The organism is Mannheimia haemolytica (assembly GCA_900638155.1).
Classification (GTDB): Bacteria; Pseudomonadota; Gammaproteobacteria; order Enterobacterales; family Pasteurellaceae; genus Mannheimia; species Mannheimia glucosida.
This window is the reverse complement of record LR134495.1, coordinates 1969622-1996542: the sequence shown is the minus strand read 5'-3', so window position 1 is coordinate 1996542 and position 26921 is coordinate 1969622. Positions and strand designations below refer to the sequence as shown.

General features: G+C 42.4%; 23 protein-coding genes. 14 read left to right on the top strand and 9 right to left on the bottom strand.

Annotated features, from left to right (window positions below):
* Nucleotides 1–14 precede the first annotated feature (14 nt).
* Genes EL242_RS09770 through EL242_RS09760 form a run of 3 tightly spaced genes read right to left on the bottom strand, consistent with a single transcriptional unit; the run spans nt 15 to nt 2550 of the window.
* Entirely contained in the window at nt 15–401 is a 387-nt protein-coding gene (locus EL242_RS09770; RefSeq protein ID WP_006251889.1) for a tautomerase family protein, read from the bottom strand.
* On the bottom strand, nt 394–984 hold the full coding sequence (locus tag EL242_RS09765) for an aminodeoxychorismate/anthranilate synthase component II (RefSeq protein ID WP_126302430.1): 591 nt from the start codon (nt 982–984) through the stop codon (nt 394–396). The genes EL242_RS09770 and EL242_RS09765 overlap by 8 nt, the downstream gene beginning before the upstream one ends.
* A 9-nt stretch (nt 985–993) precedes the next feature.
* A complete protein-coding gene (locus EL242_RS09760) occupies nt 994–2550 on the bottom strand; it encodes an anthranilate synthase component 1 (protein ID WP_126302429.1) in 1557 nt (518 codons plus the stop codon).
* Between the two features lie 158 nt (nt 2551–2708).
* Here EL242_RS09760 and EL242_RS09755 point away from each other — a divergent pair, with 158 nt between their 5' ends.
* The 3 genes from EL242_RS09755 (at nt 2709) to EL242_RS09745 (ending at nt 6448) form a co-directional block, all read left to right on the top strand.
* The gene (locus EL242_RS09755; RefSeq protein ID WP_006251892.1) at nt 2709–3326 is read left to right on the top strand and encodes an L-threonylcarbamoyladenylate synthase; all 618 of its coding nucleotides are present in this window, start codon (nt 2709–2711) and stop codon (nt 3324–3326) included.
* A 216-nt stretch (nt 3327–3542) separates the two neighbouring features.
* Nucleotides 3543–4610, top strand: a complete 1068-nt coding sequence (gene rluB, locus EL242_RS09750; RefSeq protein ID WP_126302428.1) for a 23S rRNA pseudouridine(2605) synthase RluB — start codon at nt 3543–3545, stop codon at nt 4608–4610.
* Between the two features lie 65 nt (nt 4611–4675).
* Nucleotides 4676–6448, top strand: coding sequence for an SLC13 family permease (locus EL242_RS09745; RefSeq protein ID WP_126302427.1), 1773 nt, complete (start codon nt 4676–4678; stop codon nt 6446–6448).
* An 89-nt stretch (nt 6449–6537) separates the two neighbouring features.
* Here the strand turns inward: EL242_RS09745 and EL242_RS09740 are convergent, their stop codons facing one another.
* Entirely contained in the window at nt 6538–10647 is a 4110-nt protein-coding gene (locus EL242_RS09740) for a YadA-like family protein (protein ID WP_126302426.1), read from the bottom strand.
* A 391-nt stretch (nt 10648–11038) separates the two neighbouring features.
* On the opposite strand from EL242_RS09740, the gene pnuC reads away from it, so the two are divergent.
* Nucleotides 11039–11776, top strand: coding sequence for a nicotinamide riboside transporter PnuC (gene pnuC, locus EL242_RS09735; RefSeq protein ID WP_126302425.1), 738 nt, complete (start codon nt 11039–11041; stop codon nt 11774–11776).
* 53 nt (nt 11777–11829) lie between these two features.
* Here the strand turns inward: pnuC and malQ are convergent, their stop codons facing one another.
* The 3 genes from malQ to purD form a co-directional block, all read right to left on the bottom strand.
* Complete coding sequence (gene malQ, locus EL242_RS09730) at nt 11830–13869, bottom strand: 4-alpha-glucanotransferase (RefSeq protein ID WP_126302424.1); 2040 nt, start codon at nt 13867–13869, stop codon at nt 11830–11832.
* A gap of 475 nt (nt 13870–14344) precedes the next feature.
* Nucleotides 14345–15484: a hypothetical protein gene (locus EL242_RS09725; protein ID WP_006251901.1), complete on the bottom strand. Its 1140-nt coding sequence runs from the start codon at nt 15482–15484 to the stop codon at nt 14345–14347.
* 33 nt (nt 15485–15517) lie between these two features.
* A complete protein-coding gene (gene purD / locus EL242_RS09720) occupies nt 15518–16804 on the bottom strand; it encodes a phosphoribosylamine--glycine ligase (RefSeq protein WP_006249069.1) in 1287 nt (428 codons plus the stop codon).
* 233 nt (nt 16805–17037) lie between these two features.
* Between purD and rpsF the strand changes: the two genes are divergently transcribed.
* Genes rpsF through rplI form a run of 4 tightly spaced genes read left to right on the top strand, consistent with a single transcriptional unit; the run spans nt 17038 to nt 18428 of the window.
* Nucleotides 17038–17412, top strand: coding sequence for a 30S ribosomal protein S6 (gene rpsF, locus EL242_RS09715; protein WP_005598107.1), 375 nt, complete (start codon nt 17038–17040; stop codon nt 17410–17412).
* The gene (gene priB / locus EL242_RS09710; RefSeq protein ID WP_126302423.1) at nt 17387–17761 is read left to right on the top strand and encodes a primosomal replication protein N; all 375 of its coding nucleotides are present in this window, start codon (nt 17387–17389) and stop codon (nt 17759–17761) included. Before rpsF ends, priB begins: the two co-directional genes overlap by 26 nt.
* Nucleotides 17736–17963 carry a 30S ribosomal protein S18 gene (gene rpsR, locus EL242_RS09705; protein ID WP_005598105.1) on the top strand — a complete coding sequence of 76 codons (228 nt, stop codon included), beginning with the start codon at nt 17736–17738 and terminating at the stop codon, nt 17961–17963. Before priB ends, rpsR begins: the two co-directional genes overlap by 26 nt.
* 15 nt (nt 17964–17978) lie before the next feature.
* Nucleotides 17979–18428, top strand: coding sequence for a 50S ribosomal protein L9 (gene rplI, locus EL242_RS09700; RefSeq protein ID WP_126302422.1), 450 nt, complete (start codon nt 17979–17981; stop codon nt 18426–18428).
* A 63-nt stretch (nt 18429–18491) separates the two neighbouring features.
* Here the strand turns inward: rplI and dnaQ are convergent, their stop codons facing one another.
* Both dnaQ and ettA read right to left on the bottom strand, forming a co-directional pair.
* On the bottom strand, nt 18492–19268 hold the full coding sequence (gene dnaQ / locus EL242_RS09695) for a DNA polymerase III subunit epsilon (RefSeq protein WP_126302421.1): 777 nt from the start codon (nt 19266–19268) through the stop codon (nt 18492–18494).
* Nucleotides 19269–19355: 87 nt separating this feature from the next.
* The gene (ettA, locus tag EL242_RS09690; RefSeq protein ID WP_126302420.1) at nt 19356–21026 is read right to left on the bottom strand and encodes an energy-dependent translational throttle protein EttA; all 1671 of its coding nucleotides are present in this window, start codon (nt 21024–21026) and stop codon (nt 19356–19358) included.
* A gap of 236 nt (nt 21027–21262) precedes the next feature.
* Here ettA and rsxA point away from each other — a divergent pair, with 236 nt between their 5' ends.
* The 6 genes from rsxA to rsxG are packed head-to-tail and all read left to right on the top strand — an operon-like array spanning nt 21263 to nt 26920.
* Nucleotides 21263–21844 (top strand): electron transport complex subunit RsxA, encoded by a 582-nt coding sequence (gene rsxA / locus EL242_RS09685; protein ID WP_126302419.1) that lies wholly within the window; start codon nt 21263–21265, stop codon nt 21842–21844.
* On the top strand, nt 21844–22461 hold the full coding sequence (rsxB, locus tag EL242_RS09680; protein ID WP_126302418.1) for an electron transport complex subunit RsxB: 618 nt from the start codon (nt 21844–21846) through the stop codon (nt 22459–22461). The genes rsxA and rsxB overlap by 1 nt, the downstream gene beginning before the upstream one ends.
* Nucleotides 22448–24559 carry an electron transport complex subunit RsxC gene (rsxC, locus tag EL242_RS09675; protein ID WP_126302417.1) on the top strand — a complete coding sequence of 704 codons (2112 nt, stop codon included), beginning with the start codon at nt 22448–22450 and terminating at the stop codon, nt 24557–24559. The genes rsxB and rsxC overlap by 14 nt, the downstream gene beginning before the upstream one ends.
* Complete coding sequence (locus EL242_RS09670) at nt 24552–25187, top strand: trimeric intracellular cation channel family protein (protein ID WP_126302416.1); 636 nt, start codon at nt 24552–24554, stop codon at nt 25185–25187. Before rsxC ends, EL242_RS09670 begins: the two co-directional genes overlap by 8 nt.
* A gap of 45 nt (nt 25188–25232) precedes the next feature.
* Entirely contained in the window at nt 25233–26288 is a 1056-nt protein-coding gene (gene rsxD, locus EL242_RS09665) for an electron transport complex subunit RsxD (protein WP_126302415.1), read from the top strand.
* Complete coding sequence (gene rsxG / locus EL242_RS09660) at nt 26288–26920, top strand: electron transport complex subunit RsxG (RefSeq protein WP_126302414.1); 633 nt, start codon at nt 26288–26290, stop codon at nt 26918–26920. The genes rsxD and rsxG overlap by 1 nt, the downstream gene beginning before the upstream one ends.
* The last annotated feature ends 1 nt before the right edge of the window (nt 26921 follow it).

Sequence of the window (26921 nt, the reverse complement as noted above, 5' to 3'; positions counted from 1 at the left end):
CTCTTCCTTTTTAATTAGCGATGTACCTGATATTCCAAATCGGTTGCCTCGTTGCCGGTCATTCCACGAAAGCCCCAGCAATGCTCTGGCTGTTCTTTAATGGTGATTTCAACGTCCATCGGTACAATGCCGACTTTGGTGTGTAAGGCACTAAACAGCCCTTTAATTAAGCGTTTTTTGAGCTGTTCGCTCCGCCCTTGCATCAGGTTAATTTCAATCACAATAAAATCTTGGCTACGGTTAATTGGGGGATAGAAATTTTCCGCATCCAATAAGTCAAAACGCAAGGCGTGGCGTTGTTTCGGCACGCCAAGGCTCATTTGCATACAGTCAAAAATCACGTCTGCAATGAGGGCTCTGCGGTCTGCTAAGGTTTGTTTTAATCCATATACACTAATCATTTTTTGCTCCTAATAACCATTCCACCGACTGTTTAAGTAATTTTGTGCCTTGCACGGTTAAAATGGATTCCGGGTGGAACTGGAAACCGCAAATCGGTAAGGTTTTGTGGCGAATTGCCATCACAATATGTTCAAATTTTGCATTGACGATAAATTCTGCCGGTAATTCATCGCCCATTAATGAGTGGTAACGGGCAACAGGCATTGGATTGTTAATGCCTGCAAACATTGCTTGATTATCGTGTTCAATACGAGAAACTTTGCCGTGTAACACCGCGCCGGTATGCACTACTTTGCCGCCAAAGGCCTCAATTAGAGCTTGATGTCCTAAACAAATGCCAATCATCGGTATTTTGTTTTTCAGACGACGAATAATTTCCAGCATATTCCCAGCTTCAGCCGGATTACCCGGGCCGGGGGAAAGGGCAACCAAACAATTTTCGGTGGTTTCAGCTTTGGCTAAAAAATCCTCAAGCGGATAATCATTGCGGAAAATCGTTACCTGATGCCCTAATTCACGAAATTGATCGACCAAGTTATAGGTAAAAGAGTCGAAATTATCAATAAAAAGAATATTTGCCATAGTTTGTCCTTATGCTTTTGCATTCACCTGCCCAATCGCTTTTAACACCGCCCGTGCTTTATGGCGTGTTTCATCAGCCTCTAATTGTGGGTCGGAATCCAGCACCTCACCACAACCGGCTTGCACATAGGCAATGCCGTTTTGCACAAAGGCGGAGCGGATCACGATACAGGTATCTAAATTGCCGTCTGAGGTTAAATAGCCCACTGCACCGCCGTAGCTATGGCGTTTTTGTTGCTCGACTTGGTAGATCAGCTGCATTGCTTTAATTTTCGGTGCACCTGTTAATGTACCCATATTCATACAGGCTTGATAAGCGTGCAGAGCGTCAAGATCGGCTCGAAGTGTGCCGATCACACGGGAAACCAAATGCATAATTTGCGAATAGCGGTCAATTTGCATTAAATCGACCACACGGCGAGTGCCGGATTCGCTCACACGAGCCACATCATTACGGGCAAGATCGACCAACATTAAATGTTCGGCAAGCTCTTTTTGGTCTAAACGCAGTTCTAATTCCAAACGGGAATCCAATTCAGGATCGATATTGCCTTGTTCATCAAAGCCACGAGGGCGAGAGCCGGCAATCGGGTAGATTTCCAACTGGCGGTTGGCTTGCGAATATTTCAACGCACTTTCAGGCGACGCCCCAAACAGAGTGAAATTTTCCCCCTGCATATAGAACATATACGGGCTTGGATTATTGATTTTGAGCTGTTTATAGCTGGCAAGAGTGTTCGGGCAAGGCAAGCTGAAACGGCGAGACGGCACAATTTGGAACACATCACCGATATTAATATGGTGTTTGAGCTTGCGGATAATCGCTTTGAAATCCTCATCTTCAATGTTGGCGGTCGCCTCACTTGTTGCGGTTTGGCTTGCTAGAGGTAGCTCAATATGTGAGAGATTTGCAAGTTTTTGCGTAAATTCGACCGCTTGTTGGTTCAAACTTGCTTGCTCATTCTGCTCAAAACAGAAAGTGTTTAGCACCGCAGTTTCTGTTTGGTGATCGATTGTAACCAGTTGCTCTGCTAAATAGAAACTGTAATCCGGGCAGCTTAAGCCATCATCTTGCAGGCTGATATTTTCCATTGGAATAAAATTTGCCACCAAATCGTAGCTAAATAATCCGCCCAAATAGATAGGCGATGCGGAATCGGCAAACAGTTGGCTCACCGTTCTTAGCCCGTCAAACACGGTGGTGGTTTTGAGCTTGCTGTCTTCATCTAACTGGTTGCTGATGGCTGGGAAAATCGCTTGCAAGCGGTCGTTTTTGTCTAAAAATTTGCAAGTCGGAGCAGGGTTTAACAGGCTCAATGCGTTTGCAATCAAAGGTAAAACCGCATCCCCGTTTGGGGTTAAAGCGTGGAAAGTCACGGTTTGATCTTCACAGAAAATATGCACTGCCGATTTTGCAAACAGCAAACTTTTTACACTGTTTTTACTTTGAATTTCCGCTGAGTCTAATAATAGCGTATGTGGGCATTCGCCGCATAATGCGTAATAAACACGAGTTGTATCGGCAAAATAGGGTAGTTCTGTTTGAGTAATCGTTAATTGAGGCATAGCAAATTCCTATTCAATTTTTCGTACTATTAAACTAGTACATTAAAAAGAAGTCAAGCAATTATTCTAGATAATTATATATTCCAGATAATTATGCGAGCTTGGGCGAACTTGGTGTATAATTAGCCCAATTTTTAGAAAGTCGAAGGCTTGAGACTATGACACAATTTTTTTATATCCACCCCGATAACCCACAGCAACGCTTAATTAACCAAGCGGTAGAGATTATTCGAAACGGTGGCGTAATTGTTTACCCTACCGATTCAGGCTATGCTCTCGGTTGTGCAATGGGCGATAAGCACGCAATGGATAGAATTGTAGCAATTCGTAAATTGCCGGAAAATCACAATTTTACCTTAGTTTGTAGTGATTTATCCGAGCTTTCTATCTACGCGTTGGTCAATAATCAAGCCTATCGCTTAATTAAGAATAATACCCCGAATCCTTATACTTTTATTCTGCCGGCAACCAAGGAACTTCCTCGCAGGCTGATGACAAAACGTAAAACAGTGGGGATTCGTGTGCCGGATAATGCGATTGCCTTGGCGTTAATTTCTGCCTTAGGTGAGCCGATTCTTTCCTGCTCTTTAATGTTGCCGGAGACGGAAATGACCGAGTCAGACCCTGATGAAATTCGGGATCATTTGCAAAATCGGGTGGATTTAATTATCCACGGTGGTTATTTAGGGCAGCAGCCTACAACGGTAGTTGACTTAACCGATGACGTGCCGGTTATTATTCGAGAAGGATCGGGCGATCCAACACCGTTTAATTAATATAGTTACCCTCTCCCCTTGTGGAAGAGGGACAGATTTTTCTTCGTTCAGAAAAAAAGCAGGGAGAAGGGAAGCGGTTATTTTTTGTAAAAATGTTGCAAATGAAACTTTCCCCTCTCTGAAAAATCCTTCTGAACGAAGTCTTTTTCGGTCTCTCTCCCACAAGGGGAGAGAGCAAAATACTCAGACGCTTGTGAAAGCGACAAAAGGAACTTTATGACAACTTTTCAAAAAAAATCAACTGCGACTTTCCGTTCAGATAAACGTGGTGAAAGCCGTCCCTCATTTAAAAAAGAAGAGCAAAAATCTGAACGCAAATTTGGCAAAACCTCAGAAAAGCTATCGCGTCCAACTTCTAAGCCATTAACGCAGAGAATTGCAAAAAAAGTGGAAAAAACGACCGCTAGTGGAGTGGCATCTCAAGAGAAAAAAGCCAAAGTAGTCGGCGAAAAGCTACAAAAAATCTTAGCACGAGCAGGGCAAGGTTCTCGCCGTGAATTAGAAGAGATTATCGCTGCCGGACGTGTGAGCGTGGACGGTAAAATAGCTACCCTTGGTGATCGTGTGCAAGTGAGCTCATCGACTAAAATTCGCATTGACGGGCATTTGGTTAATTTAATGCCGGCACAAAAAGAGATCTGCCGTGTATTGATGTATTACAAACCGGAAGGGGAGCTTTGCACCCGTTCCGATCCGGAAGGACGTGCCACCGTATTTGACCGCTTACCTCGTTTAAGTGGTGCACGTTGGATTGCAGTCGGGCGGTTAGATATTAACACCTCAGGCTTATTATTGTTCACTACCGATGGTGAATTAGCCAACCGTTTAATGCACCCAAGCCGTGAAGTCGAACGTGAATATTCGGTGCGTGTGTTCGGCAACATTGACGATGCGATGTTACAACGCTTACGCAAAGGGGTTCAGTTGGAAGACGGGCCGGCAAACTTTAAACAAATTAAGGTTGTGGGTGGCACAGGCTTGAACCAATGGTTTGATGTAACTTTAACCGAAGGGCGTAACCGTGAGGTTCGCCGCTTGTGGGAATCTCAAGGGGTAGAAGTCAGCCGTTTGATTCGTATCCGTTACGGCAATATCAAATTAGATAAAGCTTTACCGCGTGGCGGCTGGGAAGAAATGGGCTTAGAACAAGTTAATTACTTGCGTGAGCTGGTAGGGTTACCGCCTGAAACCGAAACGAAAGTGGAAGTAGGGGCAAACCGCCGCCGAACCAATATCCGCCAAATTCGTAAAGCGGTAAAACAACATCAAAAATATCGTGGCTAAACACCATCTTTTGGGCTGCATTGGTTCTGCTAATGCAGCTATTTTCTTTCGAAAAAGGAGTATTTATGTCTTGGGATATTGTTGCAACATTGGCAGTTACTGGGATTGCCGTATTTTTATTTGCAACTGAAAAAATGCGAATGGATGCTGTCGCTATTTTGGTACTGTGTTCATTAGTATTATTGGGGCAAGTTGATACCAAATCCGCCCTAAGTGGATTTTCAAACTCAGCTACTGTAACCGTAACCGCAATGTTTGTATTAGCTGCTGGTTTACAAAATAGTGGGGCTTTAGATAGCGTAGGCAGTTTACTTGCTAAGGTAAAATCCCCTTGGTTATTCTTGCTTGTACTCTGTGGCGTAAATGCTGCTGTTTCTCCTTTTGTGAATAATACGGCAGTGGTTGCAGTATTAATTCCGATTGTGATTGCCGCAGCACAGAATATAAAAATGGCTCCTTCCAAAGCCCTTATTCCATTATCATTTTCTTCTCAAATGGCAGGTGTTTGTACACTGATCGGTACCTCCACTAATTTATTAGTTAATGCAATCGCTCAAAAGCAAGGGCATTCCGGTTTTGGTATGTTTGAATTTGCCCCCTTGGGGATTATTTTTTTAGTGGTTGGGGTTGCCTATTTATTAGTGACCAGCCGTTTCTTATTACCCGAATCACATTTGCAACTTGAAGATGGTGAGGGGTTTGGAAAATATGTTTCTGAACTTAAAGTAAATAAAGACTCTGTATTAATTGGCAAAAGTACCTTTGAATCAGGATTAAATGAAGAATTTAATCTATTTACTATCGGTGTTCTGCGTGATGGGGAAAGATTATCGACACCGAGTCATCAAGTATTACAAAAACACGATATTTTATTGTTGCGGGGTGAATCGGAAAATTTAGCAAAAGTGCGAGAAAAATATGGATTGCACCACGTTGTGTATGGACGCCGTGAGAATGATGAAGATAATCTGGATGAAGACTTGATGGTGGCTGAAGTGATGATTTCTCCGATCTCTCGTTGGATAGGAGGGACTATTCCTATTTTACAACAGCGTTGGAATAAAAATGCAACGGTGTTAGGCATTCAACGCCAAAGTAAAGTAATTCGTGAGCGTTTACGCACCACTGCTTTTAAAATGGGGGATATTTTATTACTCACATTACCAAAAGAGGATATGGATACGTTACGCCAAGATAAAGACTTTATTGTGTTATCCTCTGATTTAGTCAAAACTGAGGAGTCGTGGAAAAGCAAATTTGCTTTAGGGGTAATGGTTTCGGTGGTGGCAACAGCAGCATTAGGCTGGATTTCAATTTCAGTGAGCGCCTTGATTGGTGCAGTTGCGATGTGTGTTGCCGGTTGTTTAACGGCTGAAGAAGCCTATCAATCTATTGACTGGAAAATCATCTTAGTCTTAGCTGGATTACTGCCATTAGGTGAAGCGATGGCAAATAGTGGGGCGGCGCAATTTATTGTTGATAACACGCTTGGTAAAGTAGGGGAGTTCGGGCCTTTAGTGGTGTTAGCTGTATTATATTTACTGACAATGGTGTTAACCGAATTTATGAGTAATGCAGGGACTGCCGTGTTGCTTACGCCTATTGCGGTTTCTACCGCTAAAATGTTAGAGGTAGATGCTTCCCCATTCATTATTGCCGTAATGTTTGCGGCTGCAACCAGCTTTATGACCCCCGTGGGTTACCAAACCAACACGATGGTATATGGTGCAGGTGGTTATAAATTTACCGATTTCATTAAAATTGGTTTACCGCTAAATGTAATCTACTGGATTTTAGGGATAGTATTAATTCCGATTTTCTTCCCTTTTAATCCATAATTGATAGATAATTATAGAAAAAAGGTTTACAGATCAGAAACTCTGTAAACCTTTTTTATTCAGCAATAAATCAATTTTCTATTGGAAAATTACCATTGATAACCCATGCCAATACTACCACCAAAGTCGCCTCTGGTATTGCTGTTCCCAGTTAATTTATAGATAACCTTCCCGTTATCTGAAATCCGAGAATAACCTACTGCGATTGCAGCTTCATTACGGTATGTACCTCCAGCCGTTGCTAACATACTTTTACCTGGTAGATATGCTTGCGGTAAACCTGCGGTTGCAGTTGCACCAGCAATACCAGCGCGTAAACGTTTATCAACTTTGTTTACTTTTGAATCAATATTATTGATCTTATTATTGATATTTTTTTCTGTTGCTTTTAATTGGCTAAAGTTAACTGCATCAGTATCTTCAGTTCCTGCTTTTACGTTAGTCACTTTTGTTCCTGCTGCATTAATACCTGTTTTAGTTATACTCGGTCCCCCTACAATAGTTAATCCATTAGTATCAATGGTTGTATCACCAGTCTTAACAGTATCGGCTACAGCAATGTTAGCTGTTACTGTTTGAGCTGTGACAGAATTAACTTTAATATCTTTAGCTAATTTAACCGTTAATGAACCATTACCATTTGAAATAACCCCGATATTATTATCAGTTAGTTGTGATTCGTTAGATATCCCACCTTTTACTGTAACAGTAGAACCTAATTTACGTTGAGATGGCGTGCCGGTATCACCTGCAAATGTTAGTGGGCTGGTTACTGCATCATTTAACGCAGTAATTGCAGAGCCTACATTATTGACCGTTTTACTAACCTCATTTGTAGGAACGCCATCAACCACAGTATAGCTTGGGGCTGAAACAGCACCATTTGCATTTACACTTGAATTACCACCTAAAGCGGTAGCAATAGTATTTGCCGTATCGTAAAGTTGGCTGCCATTAACTGCATCTGCTGAGATAGGTGAAATATCACCATCAGCTACATTAGTTATTTTTAATTTGCCAGCATCGACACCTGTCATTGTGACACTTGGGCCATTATTAATGGTTAAGCCGTTGTTATTTAGTTTTGAATTACCAACAGCTACGGAGCCGGCAGGAGTTAAATCAATGTCTTTCGTTAATTTAACTGTTAATGTGTTAGCATCTGTTGCCACTACACCGATATTATTATCAGTCAATATGGTTGCATCGGCTCCACCTTTAACATTCAGAGAAGCACCTAATTTACGAACAATTTCAGTACCAGCATCATCTACAAAAGTAAGTGCGCCATTACTTAACTCATCCACTTTCGTATTTAAACCATCAATTTCGGTGTAAGCAGCATAAAGTTGTGAACCGTTGATGGCATCCGTTGATGAGTCCGAAATACGACCAGCTGCAACATTCGTTAAAGTACGTTCATTGCCTACAGAACCAATACTTACAGTTGAGCTTGGCGTAGTACCTGCAAATGTGTATGTATTGCCATTTAGCGTTGCACTTTTTGTTGCAACTGTGGCTACTGTTTCAGAGTTAGTACCTAATGCAACAGAACCTTGGTGTGTTGCTTTTGCATTTTGGCCAAGAGCCACTGCAGCAGTTGTTGTTGCTTGTGATGAAACACCTAATGCAATAGAAGCTACACCGGCTGCATTTGCACTATTACCTAAAGCAATCGCAGAGCTACCTGTAGCATTGGCATTTCTACCCACAGAAGTTGACCATATTCCACCTGCATTAGCAGAGTTACCTAAAGCGGTTGACTGTGTACCCGAAGCATTTGCGTTATAGCCTGCAGCAAGAGAACCTGCACCGATTGAACTTGCTTCATAACCTACAGCGGTTGAATTTTCACCGGTAGCTTCAGATTTAGAGCCTAATGCAGTTGCACGGGTAGCTGTCGCTGTTGAAGCTGTACCAATAGCTGTTGAGGTATCAGCATTTGCATTGGCTGCAGAACCAACCGCTAGGGCATTTGTTGCATTTGCATTCGCATTGTAGCCTATAGAAGTTGCATTCATACCATCAGCTGTTGCGCGAGGACCAACTGCAGTTGTACGTTCACCGTTTGCTTCTGCTTCAGAGCCTAATGCGGTTGCCAGCTCACCATTAGCACTTGTTGCAACGCCGATAGCCATTGAATTAACACCGCTAGAGCCTGAATTATCATAGTTAGCACGTTGAATGCCATCATCTGAAATACTAACATAATGAGTTGCAAATTTGCTGATAGCTTGTTTGAGTTGACTGACATTGACCGCATCAGTATCTACATCGCCTGCGGCAACATTGGCGATTTTATTACCGCCATTATCTAAGCCAGATTTAGTAAGACTTACCGGTTTGTCTGCAACGCCGTTAGCGATGGTGATACCTGTATTGTTAACAACGGTATCACCTGTTGTTAATGAACCATTAGCGCCTAAGTTAACTTTTTCTGCTAATTTTATGGTTAAAGTACTATTGCCATCAGCTACAACACCAATATTATTCTCGGTTAATATGCCTGTAGATCCGCCTTCGAACTTGACTGTTGAACCTAGATGGCGCTCAAAATTAGTCCCTGTATCACCGGCAAAGGTTAACGGGCTGATCACCGCTGTGTTTAATGCGCTTAGTGCTGCAGAAACAGTAGTGTATTTCCCTTGTTTGCCTTCTTTATCTGCATCTGGTGTGCCATTCACTAAAGCGTAGGTTGGGAAAGTGATATTTCCATTTTCAGTAACAGCTGCCCCACCACCTAAGATATTTGCGGTTGTTGCAGCAACATTACCTATAGCTTGTTGTGTTAAATATAATTGTGAACCGTTTATGGCATCTGTAGAGCTTAAAGATATACGTCCTGCAGCAACATTGGTGATAGTTCTCTCTTTGCCTTCCGCCCCAATACTTACTGTAGCAATTGGATTTGTTCCGGCAAAGTCACTATATGTAATACCATTTACAGTTGCATTTGTAGTTGGTATGGCTATAGCTGTAACTGAGTTGCTACCTAGCGCTATCGAATCAGTATGTTCAGCAGTGGCATTTCGACCTATAGCGGTTGCATTAAAGCCGGAAGCATTTGATGATTCTCCAATTGCAATTGTGCGTTGATTTGTTGCTTTAGCGCTTACCCCTAGTGCAACAGAAGCCGCGCCTGATGCAGTAGCTCGATTGCCTAAAGCGGTTGCTGAACCTCCACTTGCATTGGCTTCACGGCCAAATGCAGAAGCATAATCGTTGGTTGCACTTGCACTAGTACCAACAGCAGTCGTTAAATTTGCTGTTGCATTTGCATAATAACCTAATGAGGTTGCACCATGGCCTGAAGTCTTTGCTTCATAACCAATTGCTGTGGAGTGAATAGCTGTTGCGTTAGCTTCAGCACCATAGGCGGAGCTAACAATGCCGGTTGCATTGGCATGACTACCTACAGCAGTTGCTTTTCCTATTACCGTTTCTCCTGTTGCTGCTGTAGTTTTGTAATTATTAACACCATTTGCAAGAGCGGAATTACCGATAGCGATATTATTATCACTGGTTACATTTGTAGTAGGTCCTGCTAGTTTTGCATTAGCATAAGTACCAATTGCAATATTGTGGCTACCACTAGTACCGTCTCCAGCAGTATTACCAATAGAAATCGTATTGTTTCCTGTTACATTAGAGCTAGCCGAATAACCAATACCAATATTGTATTCTGTGCTGTTAGAGTGATTTAATCCGGCATGATCGCCAATAAAAACTTCACGTAAGCCCATTGCGGTTGCATTGTACCCTACTGCTACGGAACGTTTATCGGCAGTGGCTTGTCCACCAACAGCTGTTGAAGCAAAACTAGCGTTAGCAAAGCCTCCTAATGCAGTTGAAAAATCGGCTGTCGCGGTTGTGTTATACCCTAATGCGGTAGAAACTTTACCGCTATTTCCTTCTAAGCCTGTTATTGTACTTACTAGTGTTGAGTTAACTTTAGATCCATCACCAATTGCGATAGATGTTTGTGGGTTATTATCTGGTATGGTCCCATAGGTTGGTGAATAGGTTGCAGCAATTGCAAAACCTGCAGAAAGCGCAAGACTTAGTGTGCTAAGTTTAATAATATTAGTGGTTAGTGATGTATTTGTTGCATTAGATTTATTAGCACTTCTTGATAATTCAGAAGCAACAATCCAAGTTCGTTTTGCATGGTTCCAAACAATGCGATAAATTTTATTCATAGAACTACTCCTGTTCTTATTTTTAATAATTTTAATGATTTGAGTATTGCCTAGCTAATATATGCAGATAGGCTGAAAAAATTATATAGGTGAGGTTTTATGGTGTAAATAGTGGCTTTTTAGGAATAAATATAGCAATTTTTTGATATAAATGTATTATTTTATAATTTTATGTTTTGTACTAATATTGAGGTGGAATGTAGAGTTTTATTTGGTTTTTTGTATGTTTTTTAGTTTTAAAAAACACTGATTTAGTTAAATGCCAATTAAATATAGGTTTATTAATATAATAAATGTTTCGTATATTTATCAAAAGGTACTCTGTATTTTGATTTCTTAATTTAAATAACTTAGAATTTGAAAAGAATACTTCACTTTATATGGAGGAAATATGGGCTGTTCATCTTTTTCAACTAAGTTAAAACAAGAGTTTTTTAGTGGTTGGACCACTTTTGAGGCAAGTTGGTTGATTGCTTTTTTAGCGATTCAAATCGGTATTTTTATTTATCAACCTGATACTTGGATTGCAACCATTGCGGCAATAACAGGTATTTTATGCGTGGTATTTGTCGGTAAAGGAAAAATCAGTAACTATCTATTCGGCTTAATTTCCGTTTCGCTTTATGCTTATATCTCTTATACGTTTCAGTTATATGGTGAAATGATGCTGAATTTACTTGTATATGTGCCGGTGCAATTTATCGGTTTCTATTTTTGGCGTAAAAATATGACCAGCGAAAACACGGTAAATAATGCCGGTGTGGAAGAGGTAATTGCTAAAGCTTTAACCGCAAAACAGTGGGTGATTGTCGCCATTACCACTATTATCGGCACATTTCTTTATATTGAATTGCTTAAATATTTAGGCAGTGCGTTAGCTATATTAGATGGTGCAACAGTGGTTATTTCGATCGTGGCACAAATTCTGATGGTACTTCGCTACCGTGAGCAATGGGCATTGTGGATTATCGTGAATATTATGACCATTTCTTTATGGACGGCAATGTACTTCCAAAACGGCGAAACCAGCTTGCCACTGTTGGTGATGTATGTGATGTATTTATGTAACTCCATTTATGGTTATTACAACTGGATCAAACTACACAGGAATCATCAGCAAGAGATTTAATTCACAAGCGGTCATTTTTTGGTAAAAATTTACCTAAAAATGACCGCTTGTTATTATCCTTTACGAATTTTGTTTATATCCTTTAGCAGCTGTTGAATATCTTTATTTGCAAAAATCTGTTCGGTAGTTGCGGATAATTTTCTTCTCCAGTTAGGGTATTCGCTACTGGTTCCCGGAATGTTCACCGGCTCTAACATATTGAGCCAATCTTCGGGCTGTGTGCCGAACAATGCACTGTGAGTGTGAGCCACATAGCGTTGTAATTGGTGGGTAAATTTCATTGTGACCCCGACTTCATTTGGCTCGAGTTCCATCACTTTTTCTACCGCATTGCGAATATTCAAGCGGTCGTACGAACGCTCTTCTTTTAGCTTTCTTAATACGGCTTTGCTTGGGTAAGTGTCAAATTTTTCGCCTAGCTCAAAATCATAGCCTTTCCAATAGCCTTGAATGGTCGGTAAATCGTGGGTGCTTAGAGTTGTCATCGCTTGGTAAGGATAATTTTCCAGCGGTTTAAACGCGTTTTCTGCCTTTTCAAAATAAAAAACATTGTAGGCAAAAATGCCCTTTTGCTCGAGAGAGTCCAAAATGCCTTCAGGCACAATGCCAAGTGCCTCTGCAATCACTAAACATTGGTGACGTTGGCTTTCTAATGCCAAAATAGAAAGCAAATCTTCGAGCGGATAACAGACATAAATCCCTTCTTTTGCCGATTCACCGTTCGCCACCCACCACATACGGGCAAAGCCGAGAATATGATCGATGCGTAACGCTCCACAATGTTGCATATTGGCTCGCACTAAATCAATAAACGGCTGATAACCTCGGCTTTGTAGAATATGCGGGTGCATTGGCGAAAGCCCCCAACTTTGTCCGTTCGGGGCGAGCATATCAGGTGGTGCACCGATTGACGCCTCTTGCACAAATAAGGCTTTATCCGCCCACGTTTCTGCTCCGCTTTGGGTAACACCAACGGCTAAATCGCGGTAAAAACCAATCGGCATTGAAAGTGATTGAGCAAATTGGTTGCATTCTGCTAATTGCTGGTTTGCCACAAATTGCAACCACATATAAAAACGTATCTGCGTTGCCTGTGAGGTTTGAAATTCTGCTACTTTAGGCGAATGGTAACTTTGGTATTCCTCCGCCCAGTTTGTCCAGCCGCCTTTTTCGCCAAATTCAGATGAAATCCATTGGTGCAAGGCATCAAACGTCGCTTGGATTTTTAATGGCTCGCCCGCTTGCTCAATAAAGGCATTGAACTCGGTTTGCGATTGTTGTTGAGATGGCTGTGAAAAATGCTCAAAAGCAAACTGCAGAGCCTTTAATTTCAGTTGCGCTACTTGGCTGTAATCGACATAATCTTTCGCTCGCAATTCAGCAAGCTGCCGTTGAGTTTCTTCACTGTTAAACCATTGTTGAGCCTGTTCAGATTGTTGAAAGGCTTCTACTGCACAAACATCAATATAAATAATATTTTGCCAAAGTCGAGAGGACGGGCTGTAAGGGCTTGCCGCATCAGGATCTGCCGGAAAAAGGGCGTGAATAGGGTTTAAGCCCACAAAATCTGCACCATAATCAGAAATGTTGGCAAGGAATTGTTTGAGATCGCCAAAATCGCCAATTCCCCAGTTGTTATCGGAACGCAAAGTATAAAGCTGTAAAAATGCACCCCAGAGCTTTTTCCTTTCTTCCAATGGCTTAGGCTGGAAAGCTTTCGGCGGTGTTACAATCAGCGAGCAAGATTCTTCATCATTTTCAGTTGAAATAGAAAGCTGATGATAGCCTAAAGGCAAATCGGCAGGCAGGGTTAGAACTGATTGCTCTGCCTTAATTTCACCGTTCCGAACCTCACCATTTTCAAGCACAATTTGCCACTTTGCTACATTTGTAAAATTCAGCGAAATTTCGACCGCTTGTTGCTCGGCATTTGGCTGAGTAATCACTTTAACAAGCGGTAGAATTTGATTATTTTTTTGCAAATCGTTATCGGTATTTAAAAGCCGCTCTATTTTCTCAAAAGCAGAGGGGCTGGCATACTCTTTAATATTTGGGGAGTAAAAATAGTGAGCTGTATTTTGTTTGTTTGACATTATGACTTTTTTCCTTTACTGTATTTGTTAAAATAACGATCTTGTGAAGATTAATATGAGTAAGAAGAGTAGGCAACAGGTTTGTCTTTGTGATATGATGTTAAAAAAATTTAATTTAACTCTAAAGGGTTATGTTTTATTATTAAATATACCATTTTTGTTTTTATTAATATCCTGTGCTGTGCTTTTTTCTGATTTGCGTAGCTTTGAGGCCTGGAATTCAAATACATTTTTCATTTATTTTATAACTCTATTATATTTGCTGGTTAATTTATTTTTATATCCTTTTGTAGCTCAGGCTCTTAGGATTAAACTTAAAAAAAAGTATGAGTTAATTATGTACTCTGGACCTATCTCAATAATTTTATTTTTATTTGCAATATTTTTTTTTGTTTTTTTGGTTAATAGAGCTGATGTATGATAGTTCAATAGCCTATAGGTAGTATAGTAGGCTATTGAGTATAACAAAGACTATCTAACGGGAAGCTAGTGAAATAATATATCCCCCTATAGAAATAAATGCAGCACTAATAATAATACTCCCAATTGTCGTTGGGCCTGTTATCATTGAGGCTACTAACATACTCATTAAAGCTGAAGCACCTATCTGAGCAGATGTCTTTAAAAAAGGTTCCCAATCATTAGACTTTATGCCATTTCTAAACCCTTCTGCTAGATCGTAATAATCCTTAATACTGCTAATAATACCAGTAAATTTTGCTGCTTTTTTTAAATTCTCATTAATTTTTTTTAAGTTGGATATGTTATCGAGATCTTTTAGTGCCTGAGGATTCTTTTGGTTGACTTTTTCGACATATTTTTGCACCCTCTGCTGTGCTTTTTTAGCATCATATCTTAGACTTTTATTATAATTCTTTTTAAATTCTTTTTCTGCATTTTTAATACCTTCTTCAATGTTTTCAGAGTACTTATTAGCAAAATAGTTACTGAATTCAATACTGGCTGATATAATCCTCTCTGATTCATCTTTCAATGATGTTTTATCCCAGTAGTTATATATTTCTTTATAAATAAGATCATTTAATGGTACTTTCTCCATACCTAAATGAAAGTTAATTGCTGCACTTGTCCAATTATCTGATTTGATGTCATTAATAAAGTTATCATATTTGCCATGATATTCTTTAGTCCATTCGGCAAGTACTAAAGCACTTTTTAAACTATCAGGATAATTCTTTAATAATGCTTTATCATTAAAATGATTTTTATCTTGCTCTAAACTTAAATGACTAGCTAAATTTGTATAAGAATGAAATAATTCTTTAGCTAGTTTTAGATCATATATACTTTCTTGAGAGTGGATTTTGTCCTTTAAATCCTCTTCAAATTTTCTGTATTCTTTATAAGCGTTAATTAAATTTTTCTCAATAGAAATTGGAGATGGATTCTTCACAAGAACTTTATCTCCCTTACCTTGATTTTCTTTTCTATTTAAAGATCTTTTTAGTCTTTGCCAATATTGACAGTTTTTTCCACATATAGGGCACGCAGAGTCATTTAGAAAAGAGTTTACTGCATCGTTTAATGATAGTGATTTAATTTCGGGGCCTGCATCGAGTTCAGTGATATTAATTTCATTAAGTGTTGTACTCATAATAAATTTTTCCTTGTTTTAAGAGTTTATAAATTATTTCGCTTGTTTTCTTGCCACTGCTCGGTAGCCAATATCTCGGCGATAGAATTTGCCTTGCCATTGAATTTGTTCGGCAAGTTGTAAGGCTTGTTGTTGAGCTTCAAATACACTGTTGCCAAGTGCGGTGGCACAAAGTACACGTCCACCGTTGGTGAGCAGTTTTCCTTCTTTTTGCTCAACCCCTGCTAAGAAAACTTTTTGATTGGAGGTAGAGGTCGGAATGCCTATGATTTCATCGCCTTTACGGTAATCGCCCGGGTAGCCTGCGGCAGCTAAAACAATGCCTAATGCGGCTTGTTCACACCATTTTGATTGCACGCTATCCAATTTGCCTTCGCACGCTTTTAAGCACAATTCAACGAGGTCTGATTCCAAACGCATCATAATCGGCTGAGTTTCAGGGTCTCCAAAACGGCAGTTAAATTCAATCACTTTCGGCTGACCGTTTGGCATAATCATTAAGCCGGCATAGAGAAAACCGGTGTAAGGGGTATTTTCGCTTGCCATTCCTTGCACGGTCGGGTAAATAATTTCGTCCATTACACGTTGGTGGATTGCCTTTGTTACCACCGGAGCAGGGGAGTAAGCCCCCATTCCGCCGGTATTTAAGCCGCTATCGCCCTCGCCAACACGTTTGTGGTCTTGTGAGGTTGCCATTGGTTCGACATTTTTGCCGTCCACCATCACAATAAAACTGGCCTCTTCTCCGTCTAAAAATTCCTCGATCACCACACGGCTGCCGGCTTCACCAAAGGCGTTGCCTGACAGCATATCACGCACTGCATCTTCCGCCTCTTGTAAAGTCATTGCAACAATTACGCCTTTGCCTGCGGCTAAACCGTCTGCTTTGATTACAATCGGTGCACCTTTTTGTTTTAAGTAGGCAAGTGCCGGTTCAATTTCGGTGAAGTTTTGGTATTCTGCGGTTGGAATCTGATGGCGAGCCAAGAAATCTTTGGTAAATGCTTTAGAACCTTCTAATTGAGCAGCGGCTTGGGTCGGGCCGAAAATGGTTAAACCGTGGGCTCGAAAAGCATCAACCACGCCAACTACTAACGGTGCTTCAGGGCCGACAATCGTCAAACCTACGCTATTTTGTTTAGCGAATGTAACTAAGGCAGGCACGTCAGTGGCGGAAATAGCTACATTTTCAATGCCGTTTTCCATCGCTGTGCCGGCATTGCCGGGGGCGACAAAGACTTTGTCTGCGAGCGGCGATTGACGAACTTTCCAAGCAAGAGCGTGTTCACGCCCACCGTTGCCGATAATTAAAATATTCATTGGGATTCCTTGCAAAAATGATAAAGCAAACGTTTGCGTATTGTACTTGATTTGTTTATCTGCTGACAAGCGGTCGTTTTTCTCGGATTTTTTGCAAAATACGAAATTGTTGCTTGCAAAATAGGCTTTTTTCAGTATAATCCTGCCGTTCAGTCACATTCGTTTTTTAATCCTTGCTTCCACAAGTTGGTGACTGGCTAAAGTTGGAGGCTGCTAACCCGTAAGGATAGTCAATGCGTCACTACGAAATCGTTTTTATGGTTCACCCGGACCAAAGCGAACAAGTACCAGCAATGATTGAGCGTTACACAGCGTCTGTAAAAGAAGCTGGCGGTCAAGTTCATCGCTTAGAAGATTGGGGTCGTCGTCAATTAGCATACCCAATCAACAAACTTCACAAAGCACACTATGTGTTAATGAATGTAGAAGCACCTCAAAGTGTAATCGACGAGTTAGAAACTAACTTCCGTTATAACGATGCAGTTCTTCGTAACTTAATCGTTCACACTAAAGCGGCAGTAACTGAAGCGTCACCAATGGTGAAAGCGAAAGAAAGCAAAGTTGCTGAAGCGGTAGCTGAAGTTGAATCAGAGGAAGCTGGCGAGTAATTCGCCGATTGATAATTGTTTAATCTTAAGCGGAACGGTTTCCAGCTTGGTTAAACAAAGCCTAAGCCCTCTTGGAGTCCCTCATTACAGTTTTTGGTTAGAACATCGTTCAATCCAAACCGAAGTGAATTTAGAACGCCAAGCGTGGTGCAAAATCCAAGTGGTTTTGGCAGGTAATCAATTTAGTTATTTAACCCAACAAATTAAGCTCGGTGAGAGTGTGAGAATTAAAGGTTTTATCCATACTCACAAAGACTTTAACGGTTTAAATCAGTTAGTCTTACACACCGAACAAATTGAATTTATAGATCAGGAGAAGCCAAATGGCACGTTATTTCCGTCGTCGTAAGTTCTGCCGTTTCACAGCGGAAAATGTTGTTGAAATCGATTACAAAGATATCGCTACATTAAAGAACTACATTTCTGAAAGCGGCAAGATTGTTCCTAGCCGTATTACTGGTACTCGTGCGAAGTATCAACGTCAATTAGCTCGTGCAATCAAACGCGCTCGCTACCTTGCGTTACTTCCATATACTGATAACCACCAATAATCAGGAGAGAGTACAATGCAAGTTATTTTATTAGACAAAGTTGCTCACTTAGGTTCTGTGGGCGACCAAGTAACCGTTAAATCTGGTTTTGCTCGTAACTTCTTAATCCCACAAGGTAAAGCGGTTATGGCAACTGCGGCAAACATTGCTCACTTTGAAGCACGTCGTGCAGAATTAGAAGCAAAAGCTGCAGCAGCATTAGCAACTGCACAAGAACGTGCAGCGAAAATTGCAGCATTAGCAGCAGTATCAGTATCTGCAACTGCAGGTGATGATGGTCGTTTATTCGGTTCTGTATCAGCTAAAGACATCGCTGAAGCATTAACTGCAGCAGGTGTTGAAGTTGCTAAATCTGAGGTTCGTTTAGGTGAAGGTCCACTTCGTACGACTGGCGAACACCAAGTTAAAATTCACTTACACCCTGAAGTGAATGCAACTGTAGCAGTAAACGTTGTTGCTGAATAATCAGTAGAAATAGAAAACCCAGCGAAAGCTGGGTTTTTTGTTTGCTTTATTTATTGGTTAGAATCAGTGAGATATTTCTGCTGTGTCGGTTAATGCTTTTGTCCATAGGCAATTTCCTTTGGATTTTTTCTCAATCAGTTTCAGAAGTGCTAAATGCGACTCTTCCTCTTCATCGTTTGCTTTAAGAATAATTGCCTCATCGGCATTTAACACAATCGCAGAAAATTCTTCTTCAATATCAACAACTTCACTTACTACTTCAGTTTCTTCTTCGCCTAATAATGAAATCTGACCGCCGGTCATCATTAGGAATACATCGGCTAAGATCTCCGCATCCAGTAAAGCTCCATGTAGCACACGCTTGCTATTATCAATGCCGAGCCTGTCGCAAAGTGCATCTAAATTATTCCGTTTGCCGGGGTACATTCTTCGTGCCATTTGCAGGCTATCGGTTACGGTACACATTTCTGCGGTTTTTGCCGGTGGATTAGGCAGATAAGAAAATTCTTGATCCATAAACGCCACATCGAAGGGGGCATTATGAATAATTAATTCCGCACCTTTGATGAAATCCAAAAACTCCTCGGCAATTTCAGCAAAAACAGGTTTATCTTGCAAAAATTCATTGGTGATGCCGTGAACTGCAATCGCCTCTTCATCCACCTCACGCGGTGGCTTGATATAAACGTGATAAGTTCTGCCGGTTAAACGGCGGTTAATGACTTCAACCGCACCGATCTCAATAATATTATGCCCAATCTGTGGCGGGCCACCTGCCATATTCATTCCTGTGGTTTCAGTATCCAGCACTACTTGGCGGATAATTTTTTCTTCTGTCATATTCAATTTAAAATTGTAGGAGTGAAATATTTTTATCCCTTAATTCTGCATTTGATTAGGGGCGAAACATATTTCGCCCCTACATTGTTACTTCGCAATTCGTTTATATTTCACTCTGTGCGGTTGGGTAGCGGCTTCACCGAAAGTTTTCTTCTTCCACTCTTCATAATCGGAGAAGTTGCCCTCGTAGAACGTCACTTTGCCTTCATCGCCGTAGTCTAAAATATGGGTGGCGATACGGTCTAAGAACCAGCGGTCGTGCGAAATGACCATTGCACAGCCTGGGAATTCTAAGATCGCATTTTCCAAGGCACGCAGGGTTTCCACGTCTAAGTCGTTGGTCGGCTCGTCCAGTAACAGCACGTTACCGCCACGTTGTAAAAGTTTGGCTAAGTGTAAACGACCACGTTCACCACCTGAAAGCTCGCCAACACGTTTTTGCTGATCTACGCCTTTGAAGTTGAAACGCCCTACATAAGCACGGCTTGGGATTTCAAAATTACCGATGTTGAGAATATCCTGCCCGTTTGAGACTTCTTCCCACACAGTTTTTTTATCGTCCATCGCATCACGGAACTGATCTACACTTGCAAGCACCACCGTTTCGCCCATTGTTACCGAACCGCTGTCCGGCTGTTCTTGCCCTGAAAGCATACGGAACAGAGTAGATTTACCCGCACCGTTCGGGCCGATAATCCCCACAATCGCTCCTTTCGGAATGCTGAATGATAAGTCATCAATTAAGGTGCGATCGCCGTAAGATTTAGTCAGGTTTTGCACCTCGATCACTTTATCACCTAGGCGTGGACCCGGTGGAATAAAGAGTTCGTTAGTCTCGTTACGTTTTTGATATTCGCCTGAGTTAAGCTCTTCAAAGCGTGCCATACGAGCCTTACTTTTCGCTTGGCGACCTTTTGGATTTTGGCGTACCCATTCCAACTCTTTCTCAATCGATTTTTGACGAGCCGATTCCGCCGCTTGCTCTTGTGCCAAGCGTTTTTCTTTCTGTTCCAACCAAGAAGAGTAGTTGCCTTCCCAAGGAATACCTTCACCACGGTCAAGTTCCAAGATCCAGCCGGCAACGTTGTCTAAGAAGTAACGGTCGTGGGTAATTGCCACTACAGTGCCTTCGTAGTCGTGGAGGAAACGCTCCAACCACGCCACAGATTCCGCATCTAAGTGGTTGGTTGGTTCGTCTAACAGTAACATATCCGGTTTTTCCAGCAATAGACGGCAAAGTGCCACACGGCGGCGTTCGCCCCCTGATAAATGCTCGATTTTTGCATCCCAATCCGGCAGACGTAACGCATCGGCAGCACGCTCTAACTGGTTTTGCAGGTTATGACCATCGTGGGCTTGAATAATCGCCTCTAATTCTGCCTGTTTTGCCGCTAATTTGTCGAAATCGGCATTCTCATCGGCATACATCGCATAGACTTCATCAAGCTGGGTTAAGGCATTTTTCACTTCCGCTACTGCCTCTTCCACCGCTTCACGCACGGTTTGCTGTGGGTCAAGTTTCGGTTCTTGTGGTAGATAGCCGATTTTAATGCCCGGTTGTGGACGAGCCTCACCCTCGAACTCTTTATCTACGCCTGCCATAATGCGTAAAAGCGTTGATTTACCCGCCCCGTTTAAGCCGAGAACCCCGATTTTTGCCCCCGGGAAAAAGCTCAGGGAAATATCTTTCAGAATGTGACGCTTCGGCGGCACGACTTTGCCGACACGGTGCATCGTATATACAAATTGAGTTGACATTGGTTGTATTCCTCACAAAAAAATTCGCCTTATTTTACTTGAATTTACAGCCAAAATATAGGGTGGTTTTGGCTCTGGTTGAGACGCCTTGATTTTTTATTGTGAAGAACGCCAAAACAGAGGATAATATACCGCTATTTTGGATTTTTATATTCTGACAAGCGGTCGTTTTTGCAGAACAATTTGCAAATTTTTGGCGATTTTTGACCGCTTGTTGTTTAAATTTTGTGGAATTTATGGTCGATTATATTCTGTTAATCATCAGTACCGCTCTTATCAACAACTTTGTTCTAGTAAAATTTCTAGGGCTTTGTCCGTTTATGGGAGTGTCGAAAAAGGTGGAAACTGCCATTGGTATGGGGTTGGCGACAACCTTTGTGCTGACGGTTGCCTCGCTCTCTGCTTACTTGATGGAAACCTATCTGCTTGAACCGTTAAACGCCCAATTTTTGCGGACCTTGGTGTTTATTTTAGTGATTGCAGTGATCGTGCAATTAACGGAAATGATCGTGCATAAAACCAGCCCGACACTTTATCGCTTGCTTGGGATCTATTTACCGCTGATTACCACCAACTGTGCTGTATTGGGGGTGGCATTATTAAATGTGAATTTAGCCAATAATTTGGTGGAATCTGTTCTTTATGGTTTTGGAGCTGCTGCCGGTTTCTCGCTGGTGTTAGTTTTATTTGCGGCTCTGCGTGAGCGTTTGGCTGCTGCTGATGTGCCTCGTCCGTTCCAAGGGGCATCAATTGCACTGATTACCGCAGGCTTGATGTCGCTTGCCTTTATGGGCTTTACAGGATTGGTGAAACTCTAATGCTTGATTTGCCAATTATCACTTATATTCTTATCGCTATTGCTGTGATCGCACTGATTTTCGGGGCGGTTTTGGGCTATTCCTCGATTAAACTGAAAGTTGAATCTGACCCGATTGTCGAGCAAATTGATGCTCTCTTACCACAAAGCCAATGCGGTCAATGTGGCTACCCGGGCTGTAAGCCTTATGCCGAAGCCATTGCGAACGGCGATGTCATCACAAAATGTGTGCCGGGTGGGCAACCTTTGGTGGTTAATCTTGCTGAACTTCTAGGAGTAGAAGTGCCGCCGATGGAAGGAATGGCAGAGCCTGAGGTGAAAGTGGCTTTTGTGATTGAAGATCTCTGCATTGGTTGTACTAAGTGCATTCAGGCTTGCCCGGTTGATGCGATTATCGGCACGAATAAAGCAATGCACACCATTATTCCGGATCTTTGCACCGGCTGTGAACTCTGTGTCGCCCCTTGCCCGACCAACTGCATTGAAATGCGACCAATTAAACCGACAACCCAATCTTGGAACTGGAAATTCGACCAAGATTTAATTATTCCGATTGTGAATACCACGGAATTGCAGAAAAAATTAGTCACAGGCGGAGGCAAAAATGAGCAATCCTAATTTAGTGATTGAGCGAATCCGCCAAAATAAAGAAACCGGAAAATTATGGGATTTCCCGGGTGGTATTCACCCGATGGAAAACAAATCCCAATCGAACAACAAGCCGATTCGCACCTTAAATTTACCGAAATTTTTCTATGTGCCACTGGTTCAACATTCCGGCTGGGCAGGGGAATTATTAGTCAAAGTGGGCGATGTGGTGCTGAAAGGGCAACCGCTTACTAAAGGCGATCACTTCCGCCAATTACCGGTGCATAGCCCGACTTCAGGGCAGGTAATTGGGATCGAGCCTTATGTTTCTGCGCACGCCTCCGGTTTGCCGGAAATGACGGTGATCATTGAAACCGATGGCAAAGATGAGTGGGTGGAACGCCAGCCGATTGAAGATTTCTTAAGCCTAACAAGCGATCAAATTATCCAAAAAGTTTACCAATACGGCATTGCCGGCTTGGGCGGAGCGGTGTTCCCAACTGCGACCAAATTAAGCTTGGCGGATAAACGCTGTAAATTACTGGTGATTAACGGGGCAGAGTGTGAGCCTTATATCACCTGTGATGATCGCCTAATGCAAGATTTCACTGCAGATCTGATCGAAGGCATTCGCATTCTGCGTTATGTGCTTCGCCCGGAAGAAGTGGTGATTGCGATTGAAGATAACAAACCACACGCTATTCAAGCCTTAGAAACCGCTTTAAAAGGCTCGAACGATATGTTTGTGCGGGCGATCCCGACTAAATATCCCTCCGGAGCTTCTGATCAGCTGATTCAAGTGTTGACCGGACTTGAGATTCCGGCTGGCAAACGCACCATTGAAATGGGCATTGTGATGCACAATGTCGGCACGGCGTTTGCGGTAAAACGGGCAGTTATTGATGATGAACCTTTGATTGAACGGGTTGTGACGCTGACAGGCGATAAAATTCGCAACAAGGGGAACGTGTGGGCAAGATTAGGCACGCCAATTCAGCACTTGCTGGAGCAGGTAGATTATCAAGCCGATAAACGCTTTCCGGTGTTTTTAGGCGGACCGATGATGGGCTTTATTCTGCCGGCATTGCAAGCCCCGATTACCAAAACTGCGAACTGCTTGATTGCCCCTGATCATTTTGAATATGCACCACCTGAACCGGAGCGTAGTTGTATCCGCTGTTCGAGCTGTTCCGATGCTTGCCCGGTGGGGTTATTGCCACAGCAACTTTATTGGTTTGCCCGTGCAGAAGATCACGATAAATCCAAAGAATACCATTTAGATGCCTGCATTGAGTGTGGCGTTTGTGCTTACGTCTGCCCAAGCTATATTCCGTTAATCCAATATTTCCGCCAAGAAAAAGCAAAAATCGAGGAAATTGAGGAAAAAGCCCGCAAAGCTGAAGAGGCAAAAATCCGTTTCGAGGCGAGAGAAGCCCGTTTACAAAAAGAACGAGATGCTAGAACAGCCCGTATTAGCCAAGCGGCGGAGAAACGCCGTGCAGAAGTGGCAAATGCCGGAGGTGTTGACCCTGTCAAAGCTGCCCTTGAACGCCTGAAAGCGAAAAAAGCAGAAGACCAAAACACAGAGCAAGCCCCTCAAACCGTGCCGACCCAAGCAAAAGCTAACGGAGAGCCGGATAATAGTGAATTAATGGCACAACGCCGAGCCAGACGGCTTGCCAAACAGGCAGAACAAGCGGTCGAAAATGCAGAAAATTCTGCAAATTCAGACAATGTAGCGGCGAATAGCAATTCTACAGCAGAAGACCCACGCAAAGCAGCCGTTGCAGCCGCCCTCGCCCGAGCCAAAGCGAAAAAACAGGCACAAGCGGTAGAAAAAACAGAAAATTCTGCAAATTCAGATAATGCAGGGGGCAATACCGAACAGGAAGACCCACGCAAAGCTGCCGTTGCAGCCGCTCTCGCCCGAGCCAAAGCCAAAAAACAGGCACAGCAAGCGGTCGAAAAATCAGAAAATTTTGCAAATTCAGGCAATGACAACGTAGGGGTGAATAACCATTCGCCGAAAACGGAAAGCGAAGACCCACGCAAAGCCGCTGTTGCAGCCGCCATCGCTAGAGCTAAAGAGAAAAAAACCGCTCAGCAGGAGAAAAGCAACAATGTTTAGCGAGCTAATTCCGGCATTGCCGTGGTCTTTCCTGTTTATTCAGGACTTGATCGGCACTATCGTGTTTGCGATTTCGGGGGCAATTGCTGCCCGCCAGCACAAAATGGACATTTTCGGTATGTTTATTTTAGCGTTTGTGACCGGGGTCGGGGGCGGTACGCTACGGGATATGATGATTGGTTCCACGCCCGTATTTTGGATGAAACAACCGATCTATGTGCTGATGATTACCTTTGCGGTGGTGATTACCGCTATTTTCCGCAACCAAATTTCCCGCAAAAGTTGGCAAACCGGCTTGTTGGTGTTTGATGCAATCGGGCTTGGCGTATTTACCGTGATTGGCGTGCAAAAAGGCTTGGATTTCGGCTTGCACCCACTGATCTGCGTGGCTCTGGGCGGTGTGACCGGCTGTTTTGGTGGTTTGATTCGTGATATTTTACGCAACGAAGTGCCGATCATTTTGCAAAAAGAGGTGTATGTGACCGCCAGCCTTATCGGCGGTGTGATTTTTGTGGCTGCAAACTCAGTTGGGCTCGAAAGCGATTGGGTTTACCTTGCCACCGTGTTCACCGTAATTATTATCCGCCTGCTGGCAATACGCTTTAATTTGAATTTGCCGAAGCTTTAACAAGCGGTCATTTTTTTGCAATTTTTTACTAGAAAGGTTTTATAGATGTTTAAAATGGTAAGTTCCCCCCACACTCATTCGAGCAATCTCACTGCGAATTTTATGTTGTGGGTGATTGCGATGATGTTACCTGCTTTTGGGGTTCAACTTTATTATTTCGGCTATGGTGTGCTGATTCAAACTTTACTCGCTATCAGCCTTGCGATTGTGATTGAAATCGGTATTGCAAAATTACGCAAAAAAACGACCGCTTTCTATTTGGCAGACTTGTCGGGCATTTTAACTGCCTTGATTTTGGCGATGTCGATTCCGCCTTATGCTCCTTATTGGCTGATGCTGATTGGCGTAATCGTGGCGTTATTATTGGCAAAACACAGTTATGGTGGTTTGGGGCAGAATTTATTTAACCCGGCAATGGTTGGCTATGCGTTGTTGTTGGTTTCTTTCCCGGTGCAAATGACGGCGTGGATAGTGCCGATTGAGTTATTAAGTGAACCACCGACATTTCGTGATGCGATTTCGTTGATTTTTTACGGGGTAACTAGCGATGGTTTTAGTATTCATCAGCTAGTTAATAGTGTTGATGGCATTGCGCAAGCTACCCCGCTTGATAGTATGAAAAGCAGTCTTGCAAAATCAGGTTTTGACGCGGTAATGAGTACGCCGATTTTCAACGGGCTGTTTGCTACCGGTTGGCTACAACTGAACCTTGCGTTCTTATTCGGCGGTTTGGTGTTGATTTATAAACGGATTATCCATTGGCAAATTCCGGCAGCAATGCTGGCTACTTTTGCCTTTTTTAGCGGATTCACCGAGCTGTTTAGCCAACAATCGCATTTGCATTTTGTGAGCCACTTCTTTAGTGGTGCGATGATGTTTGGGGCATTTTTTATTGCGACCGACCCGGTAACAGCCTCCATTACCCCAAGAGGAAAGCTTATTTTCGGTGGTTTAGTGGGATTATTGGTTTATCTAATCCGCTACTACGGCAATTACCCTGATGCTATTGCATTTTCAGTGTTATTGGCAAATATTTGCGTGCCGTTAATCGACCATTATACGCAGCCGAGATTATACGGCACAAAATTGGATAAGAGATAATGAATACCTCAAAAATTACCTTAAATTACGCCTTGATTTTGGGCTTTATTGCCCTGCTTTGCACCTCCGTTTCAACCGGTGTGTACCTGCTTACCAAAGGCAAGATTGATGATGTGACCGCAATGCAACAACGCAAATTATTGGAAGAGGTTGTGCCGAAAAGCCATTTTGATAATGATGTGTTGGCAACTTGCAAACTGGTTCAGCTCGAAAATGCCCCTTATTTGAACCGTATTTATGTTGCAAAAAAATCGGAAAATCTGACCGCTTACCTGGTTCAAGGCACGGCTCCAGACGGCTATTCCGGCGATATTGTGCTATTGATGGGGATTGAGCCGAACGGCAACATTTTAGGTGTTCGCACCCTTGAGCATAAAGAAACCCCGGGGCTAGGTGATAAAATTGAGACCCGAGTTTCGGATTGGATCTTATCTTTTACCAATCAACTTTTTAGTTTAGAAAACGAATCGGATTGGAATGTAAAAAAAGATGGCGGCAAGTTCGACCAATTTACCGGTGCAACTATTACGCCTCGTGCGGTGGTCAATCATATCCGCCAAAGTGCAAAATGGGTGGTGACAGAGCTGGCTCAAAACCCGACAATGTTTAATCAATTTAAAGCGTGCAAATAGG